Source organism: Microbulbifer variabilis (assembly GCF_056232115.1).
The window spans coordinates 345,233-364,073 of sequence record NZ_CP174325.1 but is presented as its reverse complement, the minus strand read 5'-3'; the positions used below and the strand labels follow the sequence as shown (position 1 = coordinate 364,073).

Here is an 18,841-nt window from a genome sequence, read left to right as displayed (position 1 = left end):
TCTCTGTTATTTCTTGCTCCCAATTTACCATGCCGTCGTATTTGCAGTGGCTGCGTTTTAGCTGGTTGCCCGGACTGCTCCTGATTTTGCCACTTGCCCAACATTTACCCTGGCTCGATCTGGCGTCCCTGAACAATGTCCAGCTGCCTTTTCTGTTATTGGTAACAGCGCTGCTGCTCAGTTTATTTTATCGCTCAAGCCGGGTTGGTCTGGCCGCATTACTATTAATGTTTTTCTATGGGACGATCAGTCTCGAAATACTGTTGAAGCAGGATTTTTCCCTCTATCTGGGGTTGATCGCCCTCAACTTGATGTTATTTAGCTGCAGCCGCGACCGTAGCATATGGAGTAATTTTGGGGTCGCTTGGCTGTTGATCCTGGGTGCACAGGGGATAGCCCTATTCTGGTTGCAGAAATATTATGGGCCGTTAGCTCAGATGTTTTCTTTGCAGCATCTGCCTGCTTGGCTATTGGCTCTTGACCGGTTTTCCCCACCTTTACCACTCTTGGCCTGTATGGTGGCCTCACTTGGCGCATTGGCACTGCTGGCTCTTTACCCCGGGCCCACGGCTGTGGGGTTATTCAGCTGCATCTTGCTTACGTTGTATGGCGTCTGGAGTGGGATGCCTCTGGTTCCTTTAATGTCAGTAGCTGGTTTCCTACTTATCTTTTCGCTGCTGGGTAGCAGCTATGAGCTGGCTTTCCGCGATGAGTTGACCGGAGTCCGGTCTCGGAGGGCTTTCAGGTATCGGATGCTCACTCCCGGCCGGCATTATTCTATTGCCATGATTGATATCGATTACTTTAAGAAATTGAATGATCGCTTTGGTCATCAGGTCGGTGATCAGGTACTGCGAATGGTTGCTACCCAGATTGCTCGAAATTCGTCAGGGGAATTATTTCGCTATGGGGGGGAGGAGTTTGTGCTAATTATTTCTGGTCGTGACCTTTCAGCCGCAGAAAGACAGCTGGAGCTTATTCGGGAGAAAATAGCGGCCTATCCCATGCGCTTGCGCTCTGGAGGACGTATTTCCGGTCCTAAATTGTGGCGTTCTGAACGCCGTTCAGATCAACAGATTAAGGTAACCGTTAGTATTGGCCTCGCTCAGAGGGGTAAGGAGTTCAGAGGGCCTGATACTGTCCTTAAGGCCGCTGACCAGGCCCTTTACAAGGCAAAGCGGGGCGGCCGGAATCGCGTCTCTGTTCGCGCTTGATATAAATCAACCTGATTTAAAAGTGGCGCCTAATTTCTTATTCGCATTGGTTAATTCCGCGCCGTCCCCCGATACTGCAATGCAGGGTATTGAAGGGAGTTTCAGCGTGCGATTACTCAGTCACACAATCGGCATTCTTACTAATCCTGAAAAAGAGTGGAAAGCCATCCGAGCGGATAGACATTCTTTTTTCCAGGTTTTCGTGACCCATGTTCCATTTCTGGCTCTGATCCCTACAGTTGCCGGCTACTTTGGTGTCACACGGGTGGGATTTGAGGTGGGGGGGCATCTGGCCAAGTTGACTCCGGAGAGTGCAGCAGTTTTGTCTATAGTGACCTACTTTGCGTTACTGGTCGGAGTCTATTGCCTTGGGGAATTTATTAACTGGATGGCGAGGTCCTATGGTGTCGAGGGTGATGAACCTACACGCCATTATGAAGGCACCGCGCTTGCGGTCTTTATCACTACGCCAATTTTCCTCGCTAGTATTGTGGTTCTTTTCCCCCACCCTTGGCTTACTATGGCCGCCGTGGGCATTGCGGGGATGTACTCAATCTATCTGGTATTTGCCGGTATCCCAATTTTGATGAAGATGAACAAAGAGCGGGCATTTCTTTATGCCTGTGCGGTGCTCACTGTGGCGCTTGTCATGATGGTTACTGTCTTAATTACTTCGGTAATTTTGTGGAGCGTAGGAATAGGCCCTGTCTATCAGCATCACGTTTAATAAATAAGTGGAAACAAGCCGGCAATGCCGGCTTGTTGGTTAGTCGACCCGATTTATGGCTGCGCTGGTAGCAGAGGTGGCATTGGGCAGTCCAAGCTATCTGCTACGGCCCGGAGCAATTCGATTTCCTCTGCCTTGATCACCCCGTTATGGCTTAGGGTTAGTACCATTGCCTTTAACAATGCCGGTTTATCCAGAGCTTTCATCTGTCCTGCAATGGCGATGGCCTTGTCGAGCCGCGGTAAATTTATATCCTTGTGACTTGGCAGTGGTGTGACCTCTATACCCAAAGCCTTGAGGCCTTGCTCATAAGCCCTTTTGGCAGGTAGATACTCACTATTGCCCGAATGGGCGATAGCGGCGAGAAGGAAACAGTTGGCATCTTTGCTGGCTCCCTTTTTATTGGAAAGCCGCTGTCGGTCAGGAGAGCCCTCCAGTGCGTGCATCAGTACCCGATATAGGGCCCACTCCCAAATCTCAATTTTCCCATCGCTGTGCAGCAGTTTGATCAGGTTTCTCTTGAATACTTGATACTGCTGAGGGACCAGTGCTCTCAGGGCGGGAACACAAAGATCCAACAGGGCCAAGCGTGCACTATTGGGCAGGCTTTCCAGCTGTGTCTCCAGTTGTCGCATTTCCCGCACCACTGCTGGATGGGCAATTTTATTGAGTAGTTCGCGTTGTACTTGCCGCTCTGCCCCCTCCTTGTGTAACAGCAGGTGATAAATTAGCGCGCGTGCGGCGAAGGGGTCATGAGCTGCCTGCTGAAGTCCAGAGGGAATAGATTGAAGCAGCTGGCGTCCGTATTGCACCTGTTGTTCGCTCGGGTTGGCAATGCTGTTATCTACAGCATCCAGCGCTGCCTGGAAGGGTGCGGATTTTGCGAAAGTGGATACTTGCGCGGACTCAACAAATGCAGGGGGCTGTGATTGTGAGGCGTTATTAGTATTGTCGGGGTAAAGGCCATTCCAGCTGGGGTCGAGTCGGGTGATACGATCTGACAGAGGCGGATGTGTGGCGAAGAGGTTAAATAGCGAACGCTTCATGCTATTGGCAAAAAACATATGGCTGTATTCCGCTGCCCTGCCGCTGGTCAGAGTCGATTTTGAGCCGTAACTGCCAATCTTTTTTAGTGCGCTAGCGATACCTATATTGTTCCGGGTAAATTGTACTGCAGAGGCATCTGCAAGGAACTCCCGTTGGCGACTAACTGCAGACTTAATCAGGTTGCCGAAGAAGGTTCCTGTATAGCCCACAACCATTAATGCTGCACCGAGCCCAAACAGAGCCGCACGCCCTCGGTTTTCTCGATTGCCAGGGTAAATTCCGCGAACCAGCCAATGGCCGAGCAGGCCAATAATCAGGATACCGTTCAGCATTCCTACGATACGGATATTCAAACGCATATCGCCATTTAAGATATGGCTGAACTCATGTGCCACTACACCTTGCAGTTCCTCTCGATTAAGGTTTTCAACACAGCCTCGAGTGAGGCCGATCACTGCATCGGTGGGTTTGGAGCCCGCGGCGAATGCATTGATCGCATCATCCTCAATCAGGTAGACATCCGGCACAGGGGTACCTGAGGCGATTGCCAATTCCTCTACAACATTCAGTGCGCGTTGTTCGTTGGAATTCTGCGGAGCAATATTGAGCTTGCGTCCGCCGAGGGATTCGGCCACTGCGCTGCCGCCGGCGTTGAGTTGGTACAGTTTATATAGGCTGCCGAGGGCGACAATGGCAGCAATCGTCAGGGCGATGGATATCACAGTTTGCCAGCCCAGTAATTGCTCGATAGTACTGAATGAAAAAGGCTGGCCGCGAGAGAGCGCTATCGCTGCGGCAGCGACTAAAGTGGTCAGGGAGATCAGCAAAACTACGGCTAGAGCGAAAAGCCCTACAAGCAGGAGACTGTTTCGTCTGGCGCGATCCTGGTACTCAAAAAAATTCATCTCTTAAAACTCGATACGAGGAGCTACCTGAGCGGCATCTGAGTCGGCAAATTCCAGCAGTTGGGCATTGGCGCGATGCCCGAAAAAACCAGCCAGCAATACTGGCGGAAAGCTTTGTTTGTATATGTTGTAATTTGTGACCGAGTCGTTAAATGCCTGCCGTGCAAAGGCAACTTTATTCTCAGTACTGCTCAGCTCCTCGTTGAGTTGCATCATGTTCTGGTTGGCTTTCAGGTCCGGGTATGCCTCCATTACTGCAGTAAAGCGTCCCAGGGCTCCATTCAGGGCGCTCTCTGCACGGCCAAGTTTGCCGATGGCAGTGGCACTTGACGGGTTTGAGGCTGCTGCCTTGAGATCGCTGATGGCGGTATTGCGCGCAACAGTTACGGCTTCGAGGGTTTCCCGTTCGTGTTTCAGGTAACCTCGAGCAGTTTCCACCAGGTTGGGGATCAGGTCGTGGCGCCGTTTCAGTTGTACCTCTATCTGTGCAAAGGCGTTCTCATTGCGATTTTTTAGGGAAACCAGTTTGTTATAAACCCCTACTCCATAAAACAAAAGTGCAGCAATAACCACCAGCACGATAATGCCTGATAACTCCATAAGTCCTCTCGCCACTTTTTCTTATGATTGGCGCCGATAGTAACACGCTCCATCTGCCGGGCGACGCTAGTAGTGAAACTGGCTCTGGCGGAGCAGGGTAGTGCTTCGGCTATAATGCGGCGACTATAAAACACAATTGCCGCCACAGCAGAGAGGGCGGTGTAGAACTGGGAGCAGACAGAATGAGTGATGTAACTTCAGACCCCGTAGTGATCGTCGGAATGGCGAGGACCCCGATGGGTGCCATGCAGGGTAGCTTATCCTCCTTGAGTGCCCCACAGTTGGGCGCAGCGGCAATTCGTGCGGCTCTGGAAGATGCAGGGGTAGCCCCCGCAGATATCGATGAAGTCCTGATGGGTTGTGTGCTTCCAGCAGGTGTGGGACAGGCGCCTGCGCGCCAAGCTTCGCTGGCAGCAGGTATTCCAGACAGCACGCCCTGTACTACCGTCAATAAGGTGTGTGGTTCTGGTATGAAGACTGTGATGATGGCCCGGGATGCGCTGTTGTTGGGGGAGGGCAAGGTCATTGTTGCCGGTGGTATGGAAAGTATGAGCAACGCCCCCTACCTTTTGCCTAAAGCCCGTTCCGGCATGCGCCTGGGGCACGGTGAGGTTAAGGACTCCATGTTTCTCGATGGCCTTGAGAATGCTGAAGACGGCAAATTGATGGGTGCTTTTGCTGAGGGTACTGCGGATAAGTATGGGTTCTCTCGTGAAGAGCAGGATGCGTTTGCCCTGGAGTCCCTGGCTCGTGCCCAGGCAGCAATTGAAAATGGTGATTTTGCCCGTGAAGTTACCCCGGTAACCATTGCTTCCCGACGTGGAGAGGTAGTCGTCAGTGTAGATGAGGCTCCAGGCAGTGCTCGTCCAGACAAAATCCCGCAGTTGAAACCGGCTTTCCGCAAGGATGGCACTGTCACTGCAGCCAACTCCAGTTCTATTTCCGATGGCGCTGCGGCATTGGTACTGATGCGAAAAAGTGAGGCTGATAAGCGCGGACTCAAAATATTAGCGGTTATCAAAGGGCAAGCTCAGTTTGCCCGTGAGCCCGAGTGGTTCACTATTGCCCCAGTGGGTGCCATGCATAAGTTGCTGGAAAACACCGGCTGGTCTGCTGCCGATGTTGACCTGTTTGAGATTAATGAGGCTTTCGCCGTGGTAACCATGGCAGCCATGCGTGAGCTGGAACTCCCCTGGAATAAGGTTAATGTGAACGGTGGCGCTTGTGCCCTAGGCCATCCATTGGGTGCCAGCGGTGCTCGAATCTTGACCACCCTGTTGGCCGCTATGGAGAAGCGCGATGTTAAGAAGGGCATCGCTAGCCTTTGCATCGGTGGTGGTGAGGCCACGGCGATAGCTATTGAGCGCCTGTAACTTTGGCTTAAAGCTTCACCAATAAAAAACGGAGGCTTAGCCTCCGTTTTTTATTCGGATATCAAATTGTTAAATGGGGTACAACATCACTGTATCAATTGATGTACTCCACGGCTTTTACGACCTTCTGTACTCCACCAATTGAACGGGTTACGCCCGCAGCGCGTTCTGCTTCCGCCGGGGTCAGAAGCCCCATCAAGTAAACCACCCCATTTTCTGTTACCACTTTGATGCGAGCCCCATCAATTTCCTTATCTGCAAGCAAATTGGTTTTCACTTTAGTTGTCAGCCAGGCATCACTGGTGGAGGCGAGAAAGGTGACTTTGCCGCGTACCTGTGTCTCGTTGTACACCTGTCGTACGTTCTGAACCTGCTCAGCAGTGCGGCCGGCAAGCATGCGAAGTTCCTGGTTGGGTACCTGGCCTGTGAGCAAAACCACCCCATTGAAGGAGGTTACGTCAACATTTGCTGCTTTCAGGTCGGGGTGGGCTTTGTTGATATTCACTGTGACAATGGTTTCGATTCTCTCATCATCGATATAAGTCCCCAGCGAGCGTTTCCCTGGGTCTTGCTGGATGGGGCCATCGTGAGTGGCCTCCATAACTGTACTGCAGCCGCCAAGCAGAGAGGCTATGGCAAGCGCGGCCAGAAGGCATTTTCCAACAGAAGATAGTTTTGTTTTCATGGTTCAGTCCTCATAGCCACCGAACAGGCTGCTGTCGATCAAGTCGCACAGGCAAAAAATAGTCAGAAGGTGTACTTGGTGTACCTCTGCTGCGACATCGGAAGGCACGCGCAGTTCAATATCGTGGTTATCCAAGAGGGCAGCGCAATCGCCACCATCTCCACCGGTGAGGGCCAGGATTCCCATGTCGCGGTCTCGGGCGGCGCGCATAGCTTGTACCAAGTTGGAGTCCCCGCCATCGCTACTAATTATTATCAGCAGGTCGCCGGGTTGGCCAAGAGCGCGTACTGGATGGGCGAAAGTATCCGCACTGCCATGATTTTGTGCGACGGTGCCCATGGAGACACCGTCACTATTGAGTGCCATTGCTGGCAGGCCGGGGCGCTCGCGTTGGAAGCCGCCAGTTAATTGCGAGCTGAAACTCTGCGCCAGGGCGCCACTGACACCATTGCCGCAAAGAAGTATTTTGCTCTCTGCTAGCAGTGTGTGCACCACCATCTCACTGGCCTCCGCAATCAGGGGCGCCAGTATCTCACCGGCGTTCATGGTGGCTTCCAGACTGTGGTGAAAAAGGGTTACGACTCGCTGTTCCATTGTGTCCTTAATTCAGGCGAACCGCAGTTCGCCGTAACTTGGCAAGGTAAATCTCGGTTTTGCCTTAGGCTTCGAAGGCGTTCTTAATCCACTGAATGTTTTGCGCATCGCCGTCTATGGCAAGGACATCGAAGCGGCAGGGACAGTCCAGTTTGTGCTGTTGTAAATAGCTGTGCGCGGTGGCTAGCAGCTTTTGCTGCTTGCGAATATCCACGCTGGCTCCGGCACCGCCAAAGCGACTGCTACGGCGGAAGCGCACCTCCACAAACACGACAGTATCGCCTTCACGGGCGATAAGGTCTATCTCTCCGTGACGACAGCGGTAATTGCGTTCAGTCACCGAGAGCCCCGCGCGTTGTAAGTGAAGCGCTGCGGCACCCTCCATGCGTGCGCCGACAGTACTGGCTGGACGCTTAAAGAGCTTCACTGTTTCCTGTCAGCTGGCCGTTGTCTTGAGGTATCGACAGCGGCTCTACAGTTGTTATTGGCACAGGCACCCCCTTCTCGATTCGTGCCCACATCTGTTCTCGCACAATGCGGCCATCAGCACTCAGACTGAGTGCCCCAGTGAGACCATGTACTTTCTGTTGCGGAAACTGGCGCAACATGGGAAGGCGTGGGTAGAGGCGGAATGCATCGGCGCCCAGAGCGTATAAACGGGCAAATGCTGGTGCCGGAGCGGCTTGTTGCTCTATGTCTTGCTTGGTCTGGTTATTCTCAAATAGCCAGGGCAGGGCGGTAAAGCGTACGCCGTTAATATCGCGGTCACGATTTGGATTGACACTACCACCAAAAACATGGGAGGTGGCATAAACCGGTAGGTCGCCGGCGTAGTAGTAGGTCAGCATAGGATTGAGTTGGCGGGCCTGTTGGGGCAGGGCTGCTACAAACACCATATCGACATCATCGCGGCGCCGTGGGGTGAACTCCAATGGCGCGGCCAAACGGCCCTGCAGTTCCTTTTTGCGCGCTTTGCTGGCTGGGATTAGTAAAGCATCGCTAACCAGGCTGGCAAACTTGCTGTTATTGGAGAATGTCTTGCCAATACTGACTGAGCCGCCGAGATTTTGCCATTCCTCCCGGAATGCTTCGGCCCCCCGTTGACCCCAGCTGCTATTGGTGGTGAGTACCATTGCCTGGCGGTGGCCCTGACGGTAGGCATGTTGGGCGATCTGACGGGCTTCGTCCTCAACAGCGAGGCCAAACTGCACTAGGTCATTGGTGAGTCGTCCCTGGTCACCATAGTTTAGCGCCAAGGTGGGTACTGGCAGCTTCTCTGTCGCCAGTAGGTTGGAGACTTTGCTCTTGTTCAGGGGGCCAATAATGAACTGAGCGCCTGCATCCACGGCATTCTGGTAGATTTCCTCGAAGGGCTGCTCTGTGCCGGTATCGTATACCATGACCCTGGGAGTGGCTCCTCCGGCGTTCAGGGCTGTGTAGTGTGCTGCCATAAAGCCATCGCGGATCGCGCGACCGGCACTGCCAAGTGAGCCGGATAAAGGCAGTAGCAGGGCGATGCTATCGGCGCGTTGAGCCGCTAGCCGTTCGAGCAGCTGTAATGCTTGTGGTGGATGTGTGTTGGCGGTATGCGCTGGCCAGCGCTCACGCCAGCGGCTAAGGGCGGTAAGTTGTGAGCTGATATCAGTCTGAGTATCTCGACCCAGTAGCGCCAGCTGATACCAGCCGCGCATTTGGGTGTCGCTGCTTTTATTGGCACGATTCTTTAACTCACTGGAAGGTAGCTGGGTAAGTAGTTGCCATAAGCCATTGTTGTTCTCAACGATCGCATCATCAGACTTCACAAGGTAAGAAATCTCACGTCGCTCACTAATGGCGCTGTCGAGATTACCAAGGAGGCCCCAAAGGTCTGCGCGCAAGTTGCGTAAGGGTAGCGCAGTCGACTGTGGCAATTGCGCCCAAGCACCCTCAAGGCGTGGAGATGTAGCTAAGTCCAGGGCTTCGAAGAAGTCATCGCCATCGGCAAGTAAACTGCCATACACCTGTGCATAGCTGGCATACAGGGTGTTATCCAGCTGTTCGGGAATAATTTTCACAACAGCTTCTTTGGCTGACTCTTTCTCTCCCAGCTCGTATAGAATGGCGGCCGCCCGAAGGCGCTGCTGGTCCCGCGCGGGAGCCGGCAAGGTCTCGGCGCTACGCAGTAGGCGAACGGCATCGCTGCGGCTGGCTTTGTGGCTGGCCGGGTAGGTGGGCTGGTAAGCCCCCGGTCGGGAGGCTGGAGTTTGGCAGGCGGTTAAAGCCAGTGCCAGTGCTGCCGCAGCCATGCTGGTGATCACAGTAGACGTGCGCCGGGAAGAGGCGGACATATTCTTCTCCCGCAATATTTATATTTGGAGTGAACAACTATGGGGCCGGATCAGGCGATGCTTTATATTGTCGCTACGCCTATTGGTAATTTGGCCGATATGGTACCGCGAGCTGTTGAAGTTCTACAATGTGCCGACCTGGTTGCGGCGGAGGACACACGTCACAGTCAGAGACTCTTTTCCTATTTCGATATTGAAACGCCCTTGATGGCGTATCACGACCACTCTGATGACAAGCGCACTGGCCAGATTTTGCAGCGGCTTGAGCAGGGGCAGACGGTGGCGCTGATTTCTGATGCGGGTACCCCTCTTATTTCAGATCCAGGTTATCGTTTGGTGCGAGAGGCGCGTGAGCGGGGAATCCGTGTAGCGCCGATACCTGGGCCCTGCGCCTTTGTAGCTGCTTTGAGTGCTGCAGGCTTGCCTAGTGATCGCTTCAGTTTTGAGGGGTTTCTGCCGGCCAAGGCCGGAGCCCGGGAGCGGGCTTTGCAAGAGTTAGCTGGTGCTACCCGCACGCTGGTTTTTTACGAGGCGCCACATCGAGTTGCGGATACCCTTGAAGCAATGGCAAAAGTGTTTGGTGCTGGGCGTGAAGCAGTAATTGCTCGTGAGCTTAGCAAGGCATTCGAGACTTTCCGCCTTATGCCGCTCGGTGAGCTGGTCAGCTGGGTGCGCTCGGATGCTAATCAGCGGCGTGGCGAAATTGTCCTGCTGGTACGCGGAGCCGAGCGTCGCCTAGTCAATGAGCTGGATGCGGAGGCGCAGAGAGTGATGTCGCTACTCCTTGCGGAGTTGCCGCCCAAGAAGGCTGCGGCTATCGCTGGGGAAATTACCGGCGTTAACAAGAAAGAGCTTTACAATTGGAGCTTGCAGCAGAAATAAGGCGCGGGCTTTTCTTTGTAATTAAGCTTTGCCTGTTGCAATCCCGCTGTCGCCTCATTACTCTTCGCCGCGAGCTGGCCGGGCAATCGCTGTCACCTTGTGTGATGGAGGAAAGTCCGGGCTCCATAGGGTGGAACGCCAGGTAACGCCTGGGGGGTGTGAGCCTACGGAAAGTGCAGCAGAGAGTAGACCGCCGATGGCTTCTTCGGAAGCACAGGTAAGGGTGAAAGGGTGCGGTAAGAGCGCACCGCGCGGCTGGTAACAGTCCGCGGCATGGTAAACCCCGTTCGGAGCAAGACCAAATAGGCCCTCTATAGGTGTGACCCGCACTGAGGGCGGGTAGGTCGCTTGAGGTGTCTGGTGACAGGCATCCCAGATGAATGATTGTCCTCGACAGAACCCGGCTTATAGGCCAGCTCATCCATTCCCGAAGCCCGGCAAGTGCCGGGTTTTCTCTTTTCTATAAATCCAGAACCCTGTTTTTGACGCTTAATTCATGTGGCGAGGCTGCAGTGCGACTATGTGGCGTGTGTCACACGACTTGGATTGTTAGTTTAAAATAGTCGATCATTTTGTGAGTGAGTACTCGCACTAATTTGTTGATATGTGAAGATGATATTGGCGCCACTCGCCAAATCTATTCTGTAAGCCGCGAGTTTACTGGGGTTTATGGGGACTTTGGGGTCGATTTCCTTGACTTTGCGATACCCAGTTTTATAGTGTCAAAGGTGGGAAAAAGTGGAAAATCGTGGAACTTTGTGGTTTATTCGCAGCCAGTAAGTGGGTGTTTACATTGCGCGAATAAAGTTTGGGTTTTCCCGCTAGCAACCTGCAAAGGTGCAGTTCGCAGCGATAGGCGTAATTGATAGCGAGTGAAAATCTCAAAGTGTATTTGGGTAGCCATGCAATCAATATGGATGCCAAGGGGCGTCTGGCGATACCAGCGCGGGTCCGCGACCGGCTGCTGGATGACTGCGCCGGTTGTTTGGTGATTACTGCGCATACAGAGGAGCGCTGCTTGCTGGTTTACCCTGCGCCCCAGTGGCAGCAGATTTTACCAAAGATAGAGTCCCTACCCAGTTTTAATAAAGTGGCGCGCCGCGCCCAGCGTCTTTTAATTGGCTATGCCTGCGAATTGCAGGTGGATGGTAATGGCCGGGTATTGATCCCACCTACCTTGCGTGAATACGCCGGGCTGGAAAAGAAGCTGATGCTGGTAGGGCAGGGAAAAAAATTAGAACTTTGGAGCGAGGAACGCTGGATGTCCTGGCTCGATGACAGTGAAGATGAGGAGGGAATGCCAGAGGAAATGGCATCCCTCTCTTTATAAGGAGTACACGGGGTGTCTCAAGAATTGCATCGCAGTGTGTTACTGCGCGAGGCCGTGGACGCCCTGATTACTGATCCAGACGGCTTTTATATCGATGGGACTTTTGGCCGTGGTGGCCACAGTGCCGCAATCTTGGAACAGCTAGGTCCCAAGGGACGTTTGCTGGCCGTTGATAAGGATCCACAGGCGATTGAATACGCCCATCAGCGCTTTCAGTCTGATTCACGTTTTTCGATCTGGCACGGCTCTTTTGCCGATATGGACAGTGCGGCGGCTGAGCAGTCGGGGCGGGTCAACGGCATTTTATTGGATTTGGGCGTCTCATCCCCGCAGCTGGATCAAGCTGAACGCGGTTTTAGTTTTATGCAGGATGGGCCACTGGATATGCGCATGGATACCAGTCGTGGTCTCAGCGCAGCACAATGGGTGAATACCGAAGATGAGGCTGAAATGGCCAGGGTCTTCAAAGAGTATGGGGAGGAGCGTTTCGCTCGCCGTATGGCTGCCGCTATCGTGCGCCGCCGGGTGGAAAAGCTCTTTGAGCGAACTTTAGATTTAGCGGAAGTAGTCAAAGCGGCCAATCCCGCCTGGGAGAAAGGCAAGCATCCCGCCACCCGGGTTTTTCAGGCAATTCGTATCCATGTTAATGGCGAGTTGGATGATTTGCAGAGCGCGTTGGATAAATCCCTGCAGCTGCTGGCTCCGGGAGGGCGGTTGGTCATTATCAGCTTCCATTCGCTGGAGGATCGCATGGTCAAGCGCTTTATTCGCGAGAAGGAGCGTGGCCCGCAACTGCCCCGGGGGCTGCCGGTAATGGATAGTCAGATCGCCAGGTCTCTGCGCTCTCTGGGTAAGGCAGTGAAAGCCAATGAAGTTGAGGTGGATGAGAATCTGCGCTCGCGCAGTGCGGTAATGCGGGTTGCGGAAAAGCTGTCAGGGAACTGATAGCAATGCGGGGCAAACTTTTGATCGGGCTCGGGTGTTTGTGGTTGGCCGCGATGGCTTCAGCCCTGTCTGTAGTTTATTCAACCCAGCGCAGCAGAGAACTGACCGCTGAATTGGGTAGAGCACAAAAAGCTCAGGATGAATTGCGCTATGAGCAGGAGCGTTTGCTGTTGGAGCGAGGAGCCTGGTCTGCCTACAGCCGCGTGGAAAAGGTAGCTCGCGAAGAATTAAAAATGCATGTGCCAGCTCCATCTGATCAGGTGCTGGTAACGGTGGATTGATATTAAGAACTACAAGCCTTAATAGATTAGGCCCCGTGGTTTGTATGTCTTTGTGCTTTGAAGAGTGGCACCAAAATAAGCATAAGAATTTTGAGCGTAAAGGGTTTTAGGCGGGTTGTTCAAGAGAGCCCTGAAGGAATTTGATTTCAAAGTGAAAAAATAACGCCAACTGGAAAAATATGGGCGCAATCAAGAAAAAGCAAGTTCAACCGGGAATTGCCCGCTGGCGTTTTGTGCTGGTGGCAGCTCTGTTATGCCTGCTTGCAGTGGCTTTGGTGCTACATCTGGCGCGCTTGCAGGTTGTGCCCGCTGCAGAACGCGGTTATCAGTTTCTACAGGACCAGGGGCGTGCGCGGACTATTCGCACGGAGGAAATCGCTGCTTATAGGGGCTCCATTGTCGACCGCAACGGCGAACTACTAGCGGTCAGCACACCGGTGCATAGTTTGTGGGCAAACCCCAAGCTTTTGAAAGAAAGTGGTATTAAAAAGCTTGATGAGTTGGCCCGGGCCCTTGAGTTAAAGCCATCTAAATTTGCCACGCGCTTGGAAAAGTACCGCAATAAAGAGTTTATGTATTTGCGCCGTCACTTGACCCCTGAACAGGCCGGCAAGGTACTGGATCTCGGGCTTTCTGGGGTTTATAGCAAGAAAGAATACAGACGCTTTTACCCTGCTGGGGAGGTGGTTGCCCAACTTTTGGGTTTTACCAATATTGATGATCGTGGCCAGGAGGGTCTGGAGCTGGCCTACGATAAGTGGCTTTCTGGCCAACCTGGTGCACAGCAAGTAGTAAAGGATCTAAAAGGCCGCACTGTCCAGGAGCTGGCCATTCAGAGAGAAGCACAGCCAGGCCAGGATTTGCGCCTGTCCATCGATATGCGCCTGCAATACCTGGCTTATCGTGAGTTAAAGCGAGCTGTTGCTGAAAATGGTGCTGCCTCGGGTTTTATGGTGATTCTCGACACCCATAGTGGCGATGTGTTGGCGATGGCCAACCAGCCCTCATTTAATCCCAACAACCGCAAAGGCGTGAAGGCCTCAGCCATGCGTAATCGCGCCCTAATCGACCAGTTTGAGCCCGGTTCCACGGTAAAACCCTTGACTGTGTTAGCTGCTCTGGAAACCGGGCGCTACAAACCTCACACCCAGATTGATACCAGTCCCGGCTATATACGTGTGCCAGGCAAAACCCTTGTTGACCCGGTTAATTATGGCAAGTTGGATCTCACTCGCATTATCACCAAGTCGAGCCAGGTTGGTATCACAAAAATTGCCTTGGATCTGGAACCAAATTCGCTACGGGAACTCTTTTACCGCCTGGGCCTGGGAGAGGCAGTTGGCAGTGGGTTTCCTGGAGAGACACCGGGCATTCTGCCAAGCCGTAGTCGCTGGCACCCAATCGAGCGGGCCAATTTTGCCTTCGGCTACGGTTTAACAGTAAATGCTGTGCAGTTGGCTCAGGCCTATAGCGTGCTGGCCAATGCCGGGCTCAAGCGGCCAGTCTCCCTAGTGTTATCTGGGGATAAAGTCGATGTTGAGCCCGAACGGGTGATTGAAGGGCCGCTGGCGCAGCAGGTAACCGCCATGTTGGAGACGGTTATTGGTGCTAGTGGTACGGGGCGTCGAGCCAAGGTGGACGGTTATCGTGTTGCTGGTAAGACCGGCACGGTGCACAAAGTCGGCCGCAGAGGTTATGAAGATAGTCGTTACCGCTCGGTATTTGCTGGCTTTATCCCTGCTGACAAACCCCGCCTGGCTGCGGTTGTAGTTATTGATGATCTCAGCCATGACAAGTATTCCGGTGGTGAAGTGGCGGCACCGGTATTCGGATCGGTAATGGCTGGAGCTATGCGCCTGCTGCAGGTACCGCCAGAGCAAGTGGAGCCAGCGGAACGACAGCTGGCCGCGCAGTTAAGCGAGAGAGGTTCAAAATCGTGACTCAGCGCGAAAAACAATTTATTTCCCTACAGGAATTAGTGCCAGGTTATGCGGGTATCCCCGATATTGCCGTTAGTGGCGTTGCCCTGGATAGTCGCAAGGTAAAAGCCGGCGATGTATTTATGGCGCTGCGCGGTTCTATCGTAGATGGGCGAGAATATATTGACTCTGCAATTGAGGCTGGCGCTGCAGCAGTGCTAGCTGATGGCGATACACTGGAATGTAAAAGCCGCGGTGACATTCAGATTGTCAGTGTGCCGGGTTTGGCCAAGCGTGTTGGTGAGATTGCCTCGCGTTTTCATGGAAACCCCAGTGGAGAAATGCATCTGGTTGGGGTGACCGGTACTAATGGTAAGACTACTTGTGCCTACCTGACTTCTCAATTATTGGCCCATCATTTTGGCAACGCCGCTGTGATTGGCACCATTGGTAATGGTATTTGGAATGACGGGGAAATTGAGTTACAGGAAACTGGGCTCACAACGCCAGACCCTGTGTATCTGCAGGCAGACTTTGCCAATTTTCGGGATCGTGGAGTACGAGCTGCGGCAATGGAGGTTTCCTCCCACTCCCTTTCCCAGGGGCGTGTGCATGGTCTGATTTTTGATACGGCTATATTCACCAACCTTTCCCGCGACCACTTGGATTACCACGGCAATATGGCTGCATATGGTGCTGCCAAGGAAAAACTGTTCGGGCTACCGAAGCTGAAACGCGGCATTATCAACTTGGATGACCCTTTTGGTGCCCAGCTGGCAGAGCGCTGTAAATTGCGCGGCCTGCGTGTGCTGACTTACGGACTGCAAGCTGGTGACCTGCATGTGACCGATCTTTGCCGTCATGAAAAGGGCTTTTCTGTTGAACTCGATTCACCCTGGGGGCGTGGTGAATTAAACGCGCCCCTGATCGGGGATTTCAATATTTACAATGCACTCGCGGTAGTTGCAGCGGCGGCATCTGCAGGCATGCCGTTTGAGGAAATTCTCGCCGTTTTTCCCACTATAAAAGCGGTGCCTGGCCGTATGGAGCGAGTACAGGTAAAGGGGGCGGATGAAGTGGGAGTGTTAGTGGATTATGCCCACACCCCGGATGCTCTGCGCGCTGCCTTGGCTGCTGCCCGCCCATACTGCCGAGGCAATTTACTCTGCGTGTTTGGCTGTGGTGGCGACCGGGATAGCGGCAAGCGTGCATCCATGGGGCGCATTGCCTCAGAGATGGCCGATCGTGCAATTGTGACCAGCGATAACCCCCGCAGTGAAGAACCACAAAAAATTATCGACGATATTCTTGAAGGCGCCGCCAATAATATTGAAGTGGAAATCGATCGTGCCAAAGCTATCGCCCAAGCTGTCGCAGCGGCACAACCGGGGGATATCGTCCTTATTGCAGGCAAAGGTCACGAGGATTACCAGATTATCGGTAGTGAAAAAATTCATTTCTGCGATCGAGAACATGCTGCGGCAGCACTGCGTTTGCGCGCTGGCAAGTCTGCGCAGGCTGAGGGTATGGAGGGAGAAACCCAGTGATCAGGTCTTTGTCCCTGCAGGATTTACAGGCCCGTTTTGGCGGTGAGCTGGTTAACGGTTCCGTGAAGTTTTCGCAGGTGTTTACTGATACCCGGAAACTCAATCCCCAAGCTTTGTTCGTGGCATTAGTGGGTGAGAACTTCGATGCGCATGATTTTGTAGGCGAGTTGGATGGCCAGGTATTGGGGTTAGTGGTTGATCGCGAAGTCCCCGGTTGCAGCTTGCCGCAGTGGAGGGTGGAGAATACTACTGTAGCCCTTGGACAGATTGGCCTGATGTGCCGCGAACAGTTTACGGGACCGGTAATTGCTATCACTGGCTCTTGTGGCAAAACCACCGTCAAGGAAATGCTCTCGGCTATTTTTTCTCAGCGCCACACGCCCTGTGTGACCAGGGGGAATTTGAACAATCAGTTCGGCTTGCCAATGACCCTCTTTGGCCTTTCTGATCAGCACGATGTACTGATTCTGGAAATGGGGGCCAGCGGGCCTGATGACATCGGTTATTTGTGCGGTATCGGCAAGCCTCTGGTCAGCGCAGTCAATAATGTGATGCCTGCCCATGTGGAAGGCTTTGGTTCGGTGGATGCCATTGCTAGGGCAAAAGGGCAGATTTACTCAGGTCTGGAAGTTGGTGGTACTGCAATTATCAATGCCGATGATAACTATGCGGATTACTGGCGGCAGCGCATGCCGGAAGGTGTGCGCACTTTGGAGATAGGTCTCTCCAATCAGTGTGCGCTGTACGCTGAGAATATTGAGTTGGATGCAACCGGCTGCGCCGCATTTGACTTGGTTATTGAGGGTGTTACGCACCCAGTTAAGTTGCAGTTACTGGGCGAGCATAACGTTCACAATGCCCTTGTTGCTGCCGGCTGCGCTTTTGCCGCAGGCATCCCGGCTGCGGAAATTGTTCAGGGGCTGGCAAATATCAGCGGGGTATCCGGGCGTCTGCAGGAGCAGCCAGGCATCGCCGGAGCGACGGTGATTGATGATAGCTACAACGCAAACCCGGGTTCAGTAGGGGCCGCTATAGAGCTGCTCGCGCAACGGCCGGGTAAGAAAATTTTGGTATTGGGCGATATGGGTGAATTGGGCCCTGACGCCGAGGATATGCACCGTGGTGTCGGTGCCCTAGCGCGCAAGCGGGGGCTTGATGCGCTATTTACTTTTGGGCCGCTGGGTACTGCCGCCAGTATGGCTTTTATCGAGGGGCGCCATGAGTCTCTGCGCAATTACCGGGAAAGAGAGCTGCTGATCGCGGCTGTGACTCAAGAGCTTGACAACAATACTACCGTACTGGTGAAAGGTTCTCGCAGCGCTCGAATGGAACTGGTAGCGCAGGCACTGCTTGGCAACAGCAGAGGGGAGATGTAATGCTGCTTTGGCTGGCGGAATTATTACAACAACATGTGAGCACCTTTGCGGTGTTCAATTATTTAACTGTGCGCGCAATTCTGGCAGCACTTACTGCCTTGGGAATTTCCCTGATTGTTGGGCCGCGCATGATCAACTGGCTCAATCATTTACAGGTTGGGCAAGCCATCCGTGACGATGGCCCTCAGAGCCACTTAAGTAAATCGGGTACACCCACTATGGGCGGTACACTGATACTTGCCTCTATTTTTTCCTCTGCACTATTGTGGTCGGATTTGGGTAACCGCTACGTATGGGTAACCCTGTTGGTTACCTTTGTATTTGGTGCTGTCGGTTTTGTCGATGACTATAAAAAAGTTGTACATAAGAACCCTCGCGGCTTAATTGCCCGGTGGAAATATTTCTGGCAATCCATTGCTGGCTTGGGCGCTGCGATTTATCTCTATATGAGTGCAACAAGCCCGGCGGAAACTCAATTTTTTGTGCCTTTTTTCAAGGATGTTGCCATTAACCTGGGGCCAGTGAGCTTTATTTTACTGACTTACTTTGTCGTAGTCGGCTCCAGTAACGCAGTCAACCTGACCGATGGCCTGGATGGTCTAGCCATTATGCCAACGGTAATGGTAGGCGGAGCCCTGGGAATTATTGCTTACTTATCTGGGCATGTTGAGTTTGCCAATTATCTGCATATTCCCGCAATTGCCGGAGCTGGGGAGTTGGCAGTGTTTTGTGCGGCTCTGTGTGGCGCCGGGCTCGGTTTTTTATGGTTTAACACCTATCCCGCCCAGGTATTTATGGGAGATGTGGGTGCGCTGGCACTGGGTGCGGCACTGGGAATCATTGCGGTAATTACGCGGCATGAAATTGTACTGTTCATTATGGGTGGCGTTTTTGTAATGGAAACAGTTTCTGTCATCCTGCAGGTGGCGTCATTCAAACTGACTGGTAAGCGTATTTTCCGCATGGCACCGCTGCATCATCATTTTGAATTAAAAGGTTGGCCGGAACCACGCGTAATTGTGCGGTTTTGGATTATCACTGTGATCCTCGTATTAGCCGGGTTGGCAACACTCAAGCTTAGATAAAAAC

At 53.1% G+C, this 18,841-nt stretch carries 17 protein-coding genes and 1 other RNA gene; 12 read left to right on the top strand and 6 right to left on the bottom strand.

What is annotated here, in order from left to right:
* Window positions 1-29 precede the first annotated feature (29 nt).
* Together ACJJI7_RS01565 and ACJJI7_RS01560 are read left to right on the top strand one after the other, a co-directional pair.
* Complete coding sequence (locus tag ACJJI7_RS01565) at window positions 30-1,214, top strand: GGDEF domain-containing protein (RefSeq protein ID WP_444901085.1); 1,185 nt, start codon at window positions 30-32, stop codon at window positions 1,212-1,214.
* Window positions 1,215-1,320: 106 nt separating this feature from the next.
* Entirely contained in the window at window positions 1,321-1,941 is a 621-nt protein-coding gene (locus ACJJI7_RS01560; RefSeq protein WP_020412607.1) for a Yip1 family protein, read from the top strand.
* A gap of 53 nt (window positions 1,942-1,994) precedes the next feature.
* On the opposite strand, the gene ACJJI7_RS01555 is transcribed toward ACJJI7_RS01560, so the two are convergent.
* Together ACJJI7_RS01555 and ACJJI7_RS01550 are read right to left on the bottom strand one after the other, a co-directional pair.
* On the bottom strand, window positions 1,995-3,893 hold the full coding sequence (locus ACJJI7_RS01555) for a M48 family metallopeptidase (RefSeq protein ID WP_444901086.1): 1,899 nt from the start codon (window positions 3,891-3,893) through the stop codon (window positions 1,995-1,997).
* 3 nt (window positions 3,894-3,896) lie between these two features.
* Window positions 3,897-4,493 carry a LemA family protein gene (locus ACJJI7_RS01550; RefSeq protein WP_282952648.1) on the bottom strand — a complete coding sequence of 199 codons (597 nt, stop codon included), beginning with the start codon at window positions 4,491-4,493 and terminating at the stop codon, window positions 3,897-3,899.
* A 182-nt stretch (window positions 4,494-4,675) separates the two neighbouring features.
* Here ACJJI7_RS01550 and ACJJI7_RS01545 point away from each other — a divergent pair, with 182 nt between their 5' ends.
* The gene (locus tag ACJJI7_RS01545) at window positions 4,676-5,866 is read left to right on the top strand and encodes a thiolase family protein (protein ID WP_026305002.1); all 1,191 of its coding nucleotides are present in this window, start codon (window positions 4,676-4,678) and stop codon (window positions 5,864-5,866) included.
* A gap of 94 nt (window positions 5,867-5,960) precedes the next feature.
* Here ACJJI7_RS01545 and ACJJI7_RS01540 read toward each other — a convergent pair whose 3' ends face one another.
* The 4 genes from ACJJI7_RS01540 to ACJJI7_RS01525 all read right to left on the bottom strand — a co-directional run bounded on the left by ACJJI7_RS01540 (window position 5,961) and on the right by ACJJI7_RS01525 (window position 9,472).
* Window positions 5,961-6,551, bottom strand: coding sequence for a BON domain-containing protein (locus tag ACJJI7_RS01540; RefSeq protein ID WP_282952649.1), 591 nt, complete (start codon window positions 6,549-6,551; stop codon window positions 5,961-5,963).
* 3 nt (window positions 6,552-6,554) lie between these two features.
* On the bottom strand, window positions 6,555-7,145 hold the full coding sequence (locus tag ACJJI7_RS01535; RefSeq protein ID WP_020412612.1) for an SIS domain-containing protein: 591 nt from the start codon (window positions 7,143-7,145) through the stop codon (window positions 6,555-6,557).
* A gap of 64 nt (window positions 7,146-7,209) precedes the next feature.
* Window positions 7,210-7,572 (bottom strand): YraN family protein, encoded by a 363-nt coding sequence (locus ACJJI7_RS01530; protein WP_020412613.1) that lies wholly within the window; start codon window positions 7,570-7,572, stop codon window positions 7,210-7,212.
* On the bottom strand, window positions 7,559-9,472 hold the full coding sequence (locus ACJJI7_RS01525; RefSeq protein WP_444901087.1) for a penicillin-binding protein activator: 1,914 nt from the start codon (window positions 9,470-9,472) through the stop codon (window positions 7,559-7,561). The genes ACJJI7_RS01530 and ACJJI7_RS01525 overlap by 14 nt, the downstream gene beginning before the upstream one ends.
* A 39-nt stretch (window positions 9,473-9,511) precedes the next feature.
* On the opposite strand from ACJJI7_RS01525, the gene rsmI reads away from it, so the two are divergent.
* From rsmI to mraY, 9 genes are all read left to right on the top strand, one after another.
* A complete protein-coding gene (gene rsmI / locus ACJJI7_RS01520; protein ID WP_444901088.1) occupies window positions 9,512-10,354 on the top strand; it encodes a 16S rRNA (cytidine(1402)-2'-O)-methyltransferase in 843 nt (280 codons plus the stop codon).
* Window positions 10,355-10,424: 70 nt separating this feature from the next.
* Window positions 10,425-10,778, top strand: an RNA gene (rnpB, locus tag ACJJI7_RS01515) — RNase P RNA component class A.
* A gap of 462 nt (window positions 10,779-11,240) precedes the next feature.
* Window positions 11,241-11,684, top strand: a complete 444-nt coding sequence (gene mraZ, locus ACJJI7_RS01510; RefSeq protein WP_282953554.1) for a division/cell wall cluster transcriptional repressor MraZ — start codon at window positions 11,241-11,243, stop codon at window positions 11,682-11,684.
* A 12-nt stretch (window positions 11,685-11,696) separates the two neighbouring features.
* Window positions 11,697-12,629: a 16S rRNA (cytosine(1402)-N(4))-methyltransferase RsmH gene (rsmH, locus tag ACJJI7_RS01505; protein ID WP_444901089.1), complete on the top strand. Its 933-nt coding sequence runs from the start codon at window positions 11,697-11,699 to the stop codon at window positions 12,627-12,629.
* Between the two features lie 5 nt (window positions 12,630-12,634).
* Window positions 12,635-12,910, top strand: coding sequence for a cell division protein FtsL (gene ftsL, locus ACJJI7_RS01500; RefSeq protein WP_020412618.1), 276 nt, complete (start codon window positions 12,635-12,637; stop codon window positions 12,908-12,910).
* 179 nt (window positions 12,911-13,089) lie between these two features.
* Complete coding sequence (locus ACJJI7_RS01495; RefSeq protein ID WP_282952652.1) at window positions 13,090-14,850, top strand: peptidoglycan D,D-transpeptidase FtsI family protein; 1,761 nt, start codon at window positions 13,090-13,092, stop codon at window positions 14,848-14,850.
* Window positions 14,847-16,376 (top strand): UDP-N-acetylmuramoyl-L-alanyl-D-glutamate--2,6-diaminopimelate ligase, encoded by a 1,530-nt coding sequence (locus ACJJI7_RS01490; protein ID WP_020412620.1) that lies wholly within the window; start codon window positions 14,847-14,849, stop codon window positions 16,374-16,376. The genes ACJJI7_RS01495 and ACJJI7_RS01490 overlap by 4 nt, the downstream gene beginning before the upstream one ends.
* Entirely contained in the window at window positions 16,373-17,752 is a 1,380-nt protein-coding gene (locus ACJJI7_RS01485; RefSeq protein ID WP_444901090.1) for a UDP-N-acetylmuramoyl-tripeptide--D-alanyl-D-alanine ligase, read from the top strand. Before ACJJI7_RS01490 ends, ACJJI7_RS01485 begins: the two co-directional genes overlap by 4 nt.
* Complete coding sequence (mraY, locus tag ACJJI7_RS01480; RefSeq protein ID WP_020412622.1) at window positions 17,752-18,837, top strand: phospho-N-acetylmuramoyl-pentapeptide-transferase; 1,086 nt, start codon at window positions 17,752-17,754, stop codon at window positions 18,835-18,837. The genes ACJJI7_RS01485 and mraY overlap by 1 nt, the downstream gene beginning before the upstream one ends.
* Window positions 18,838-18,841: the final 4 nt, after the last annotated feature.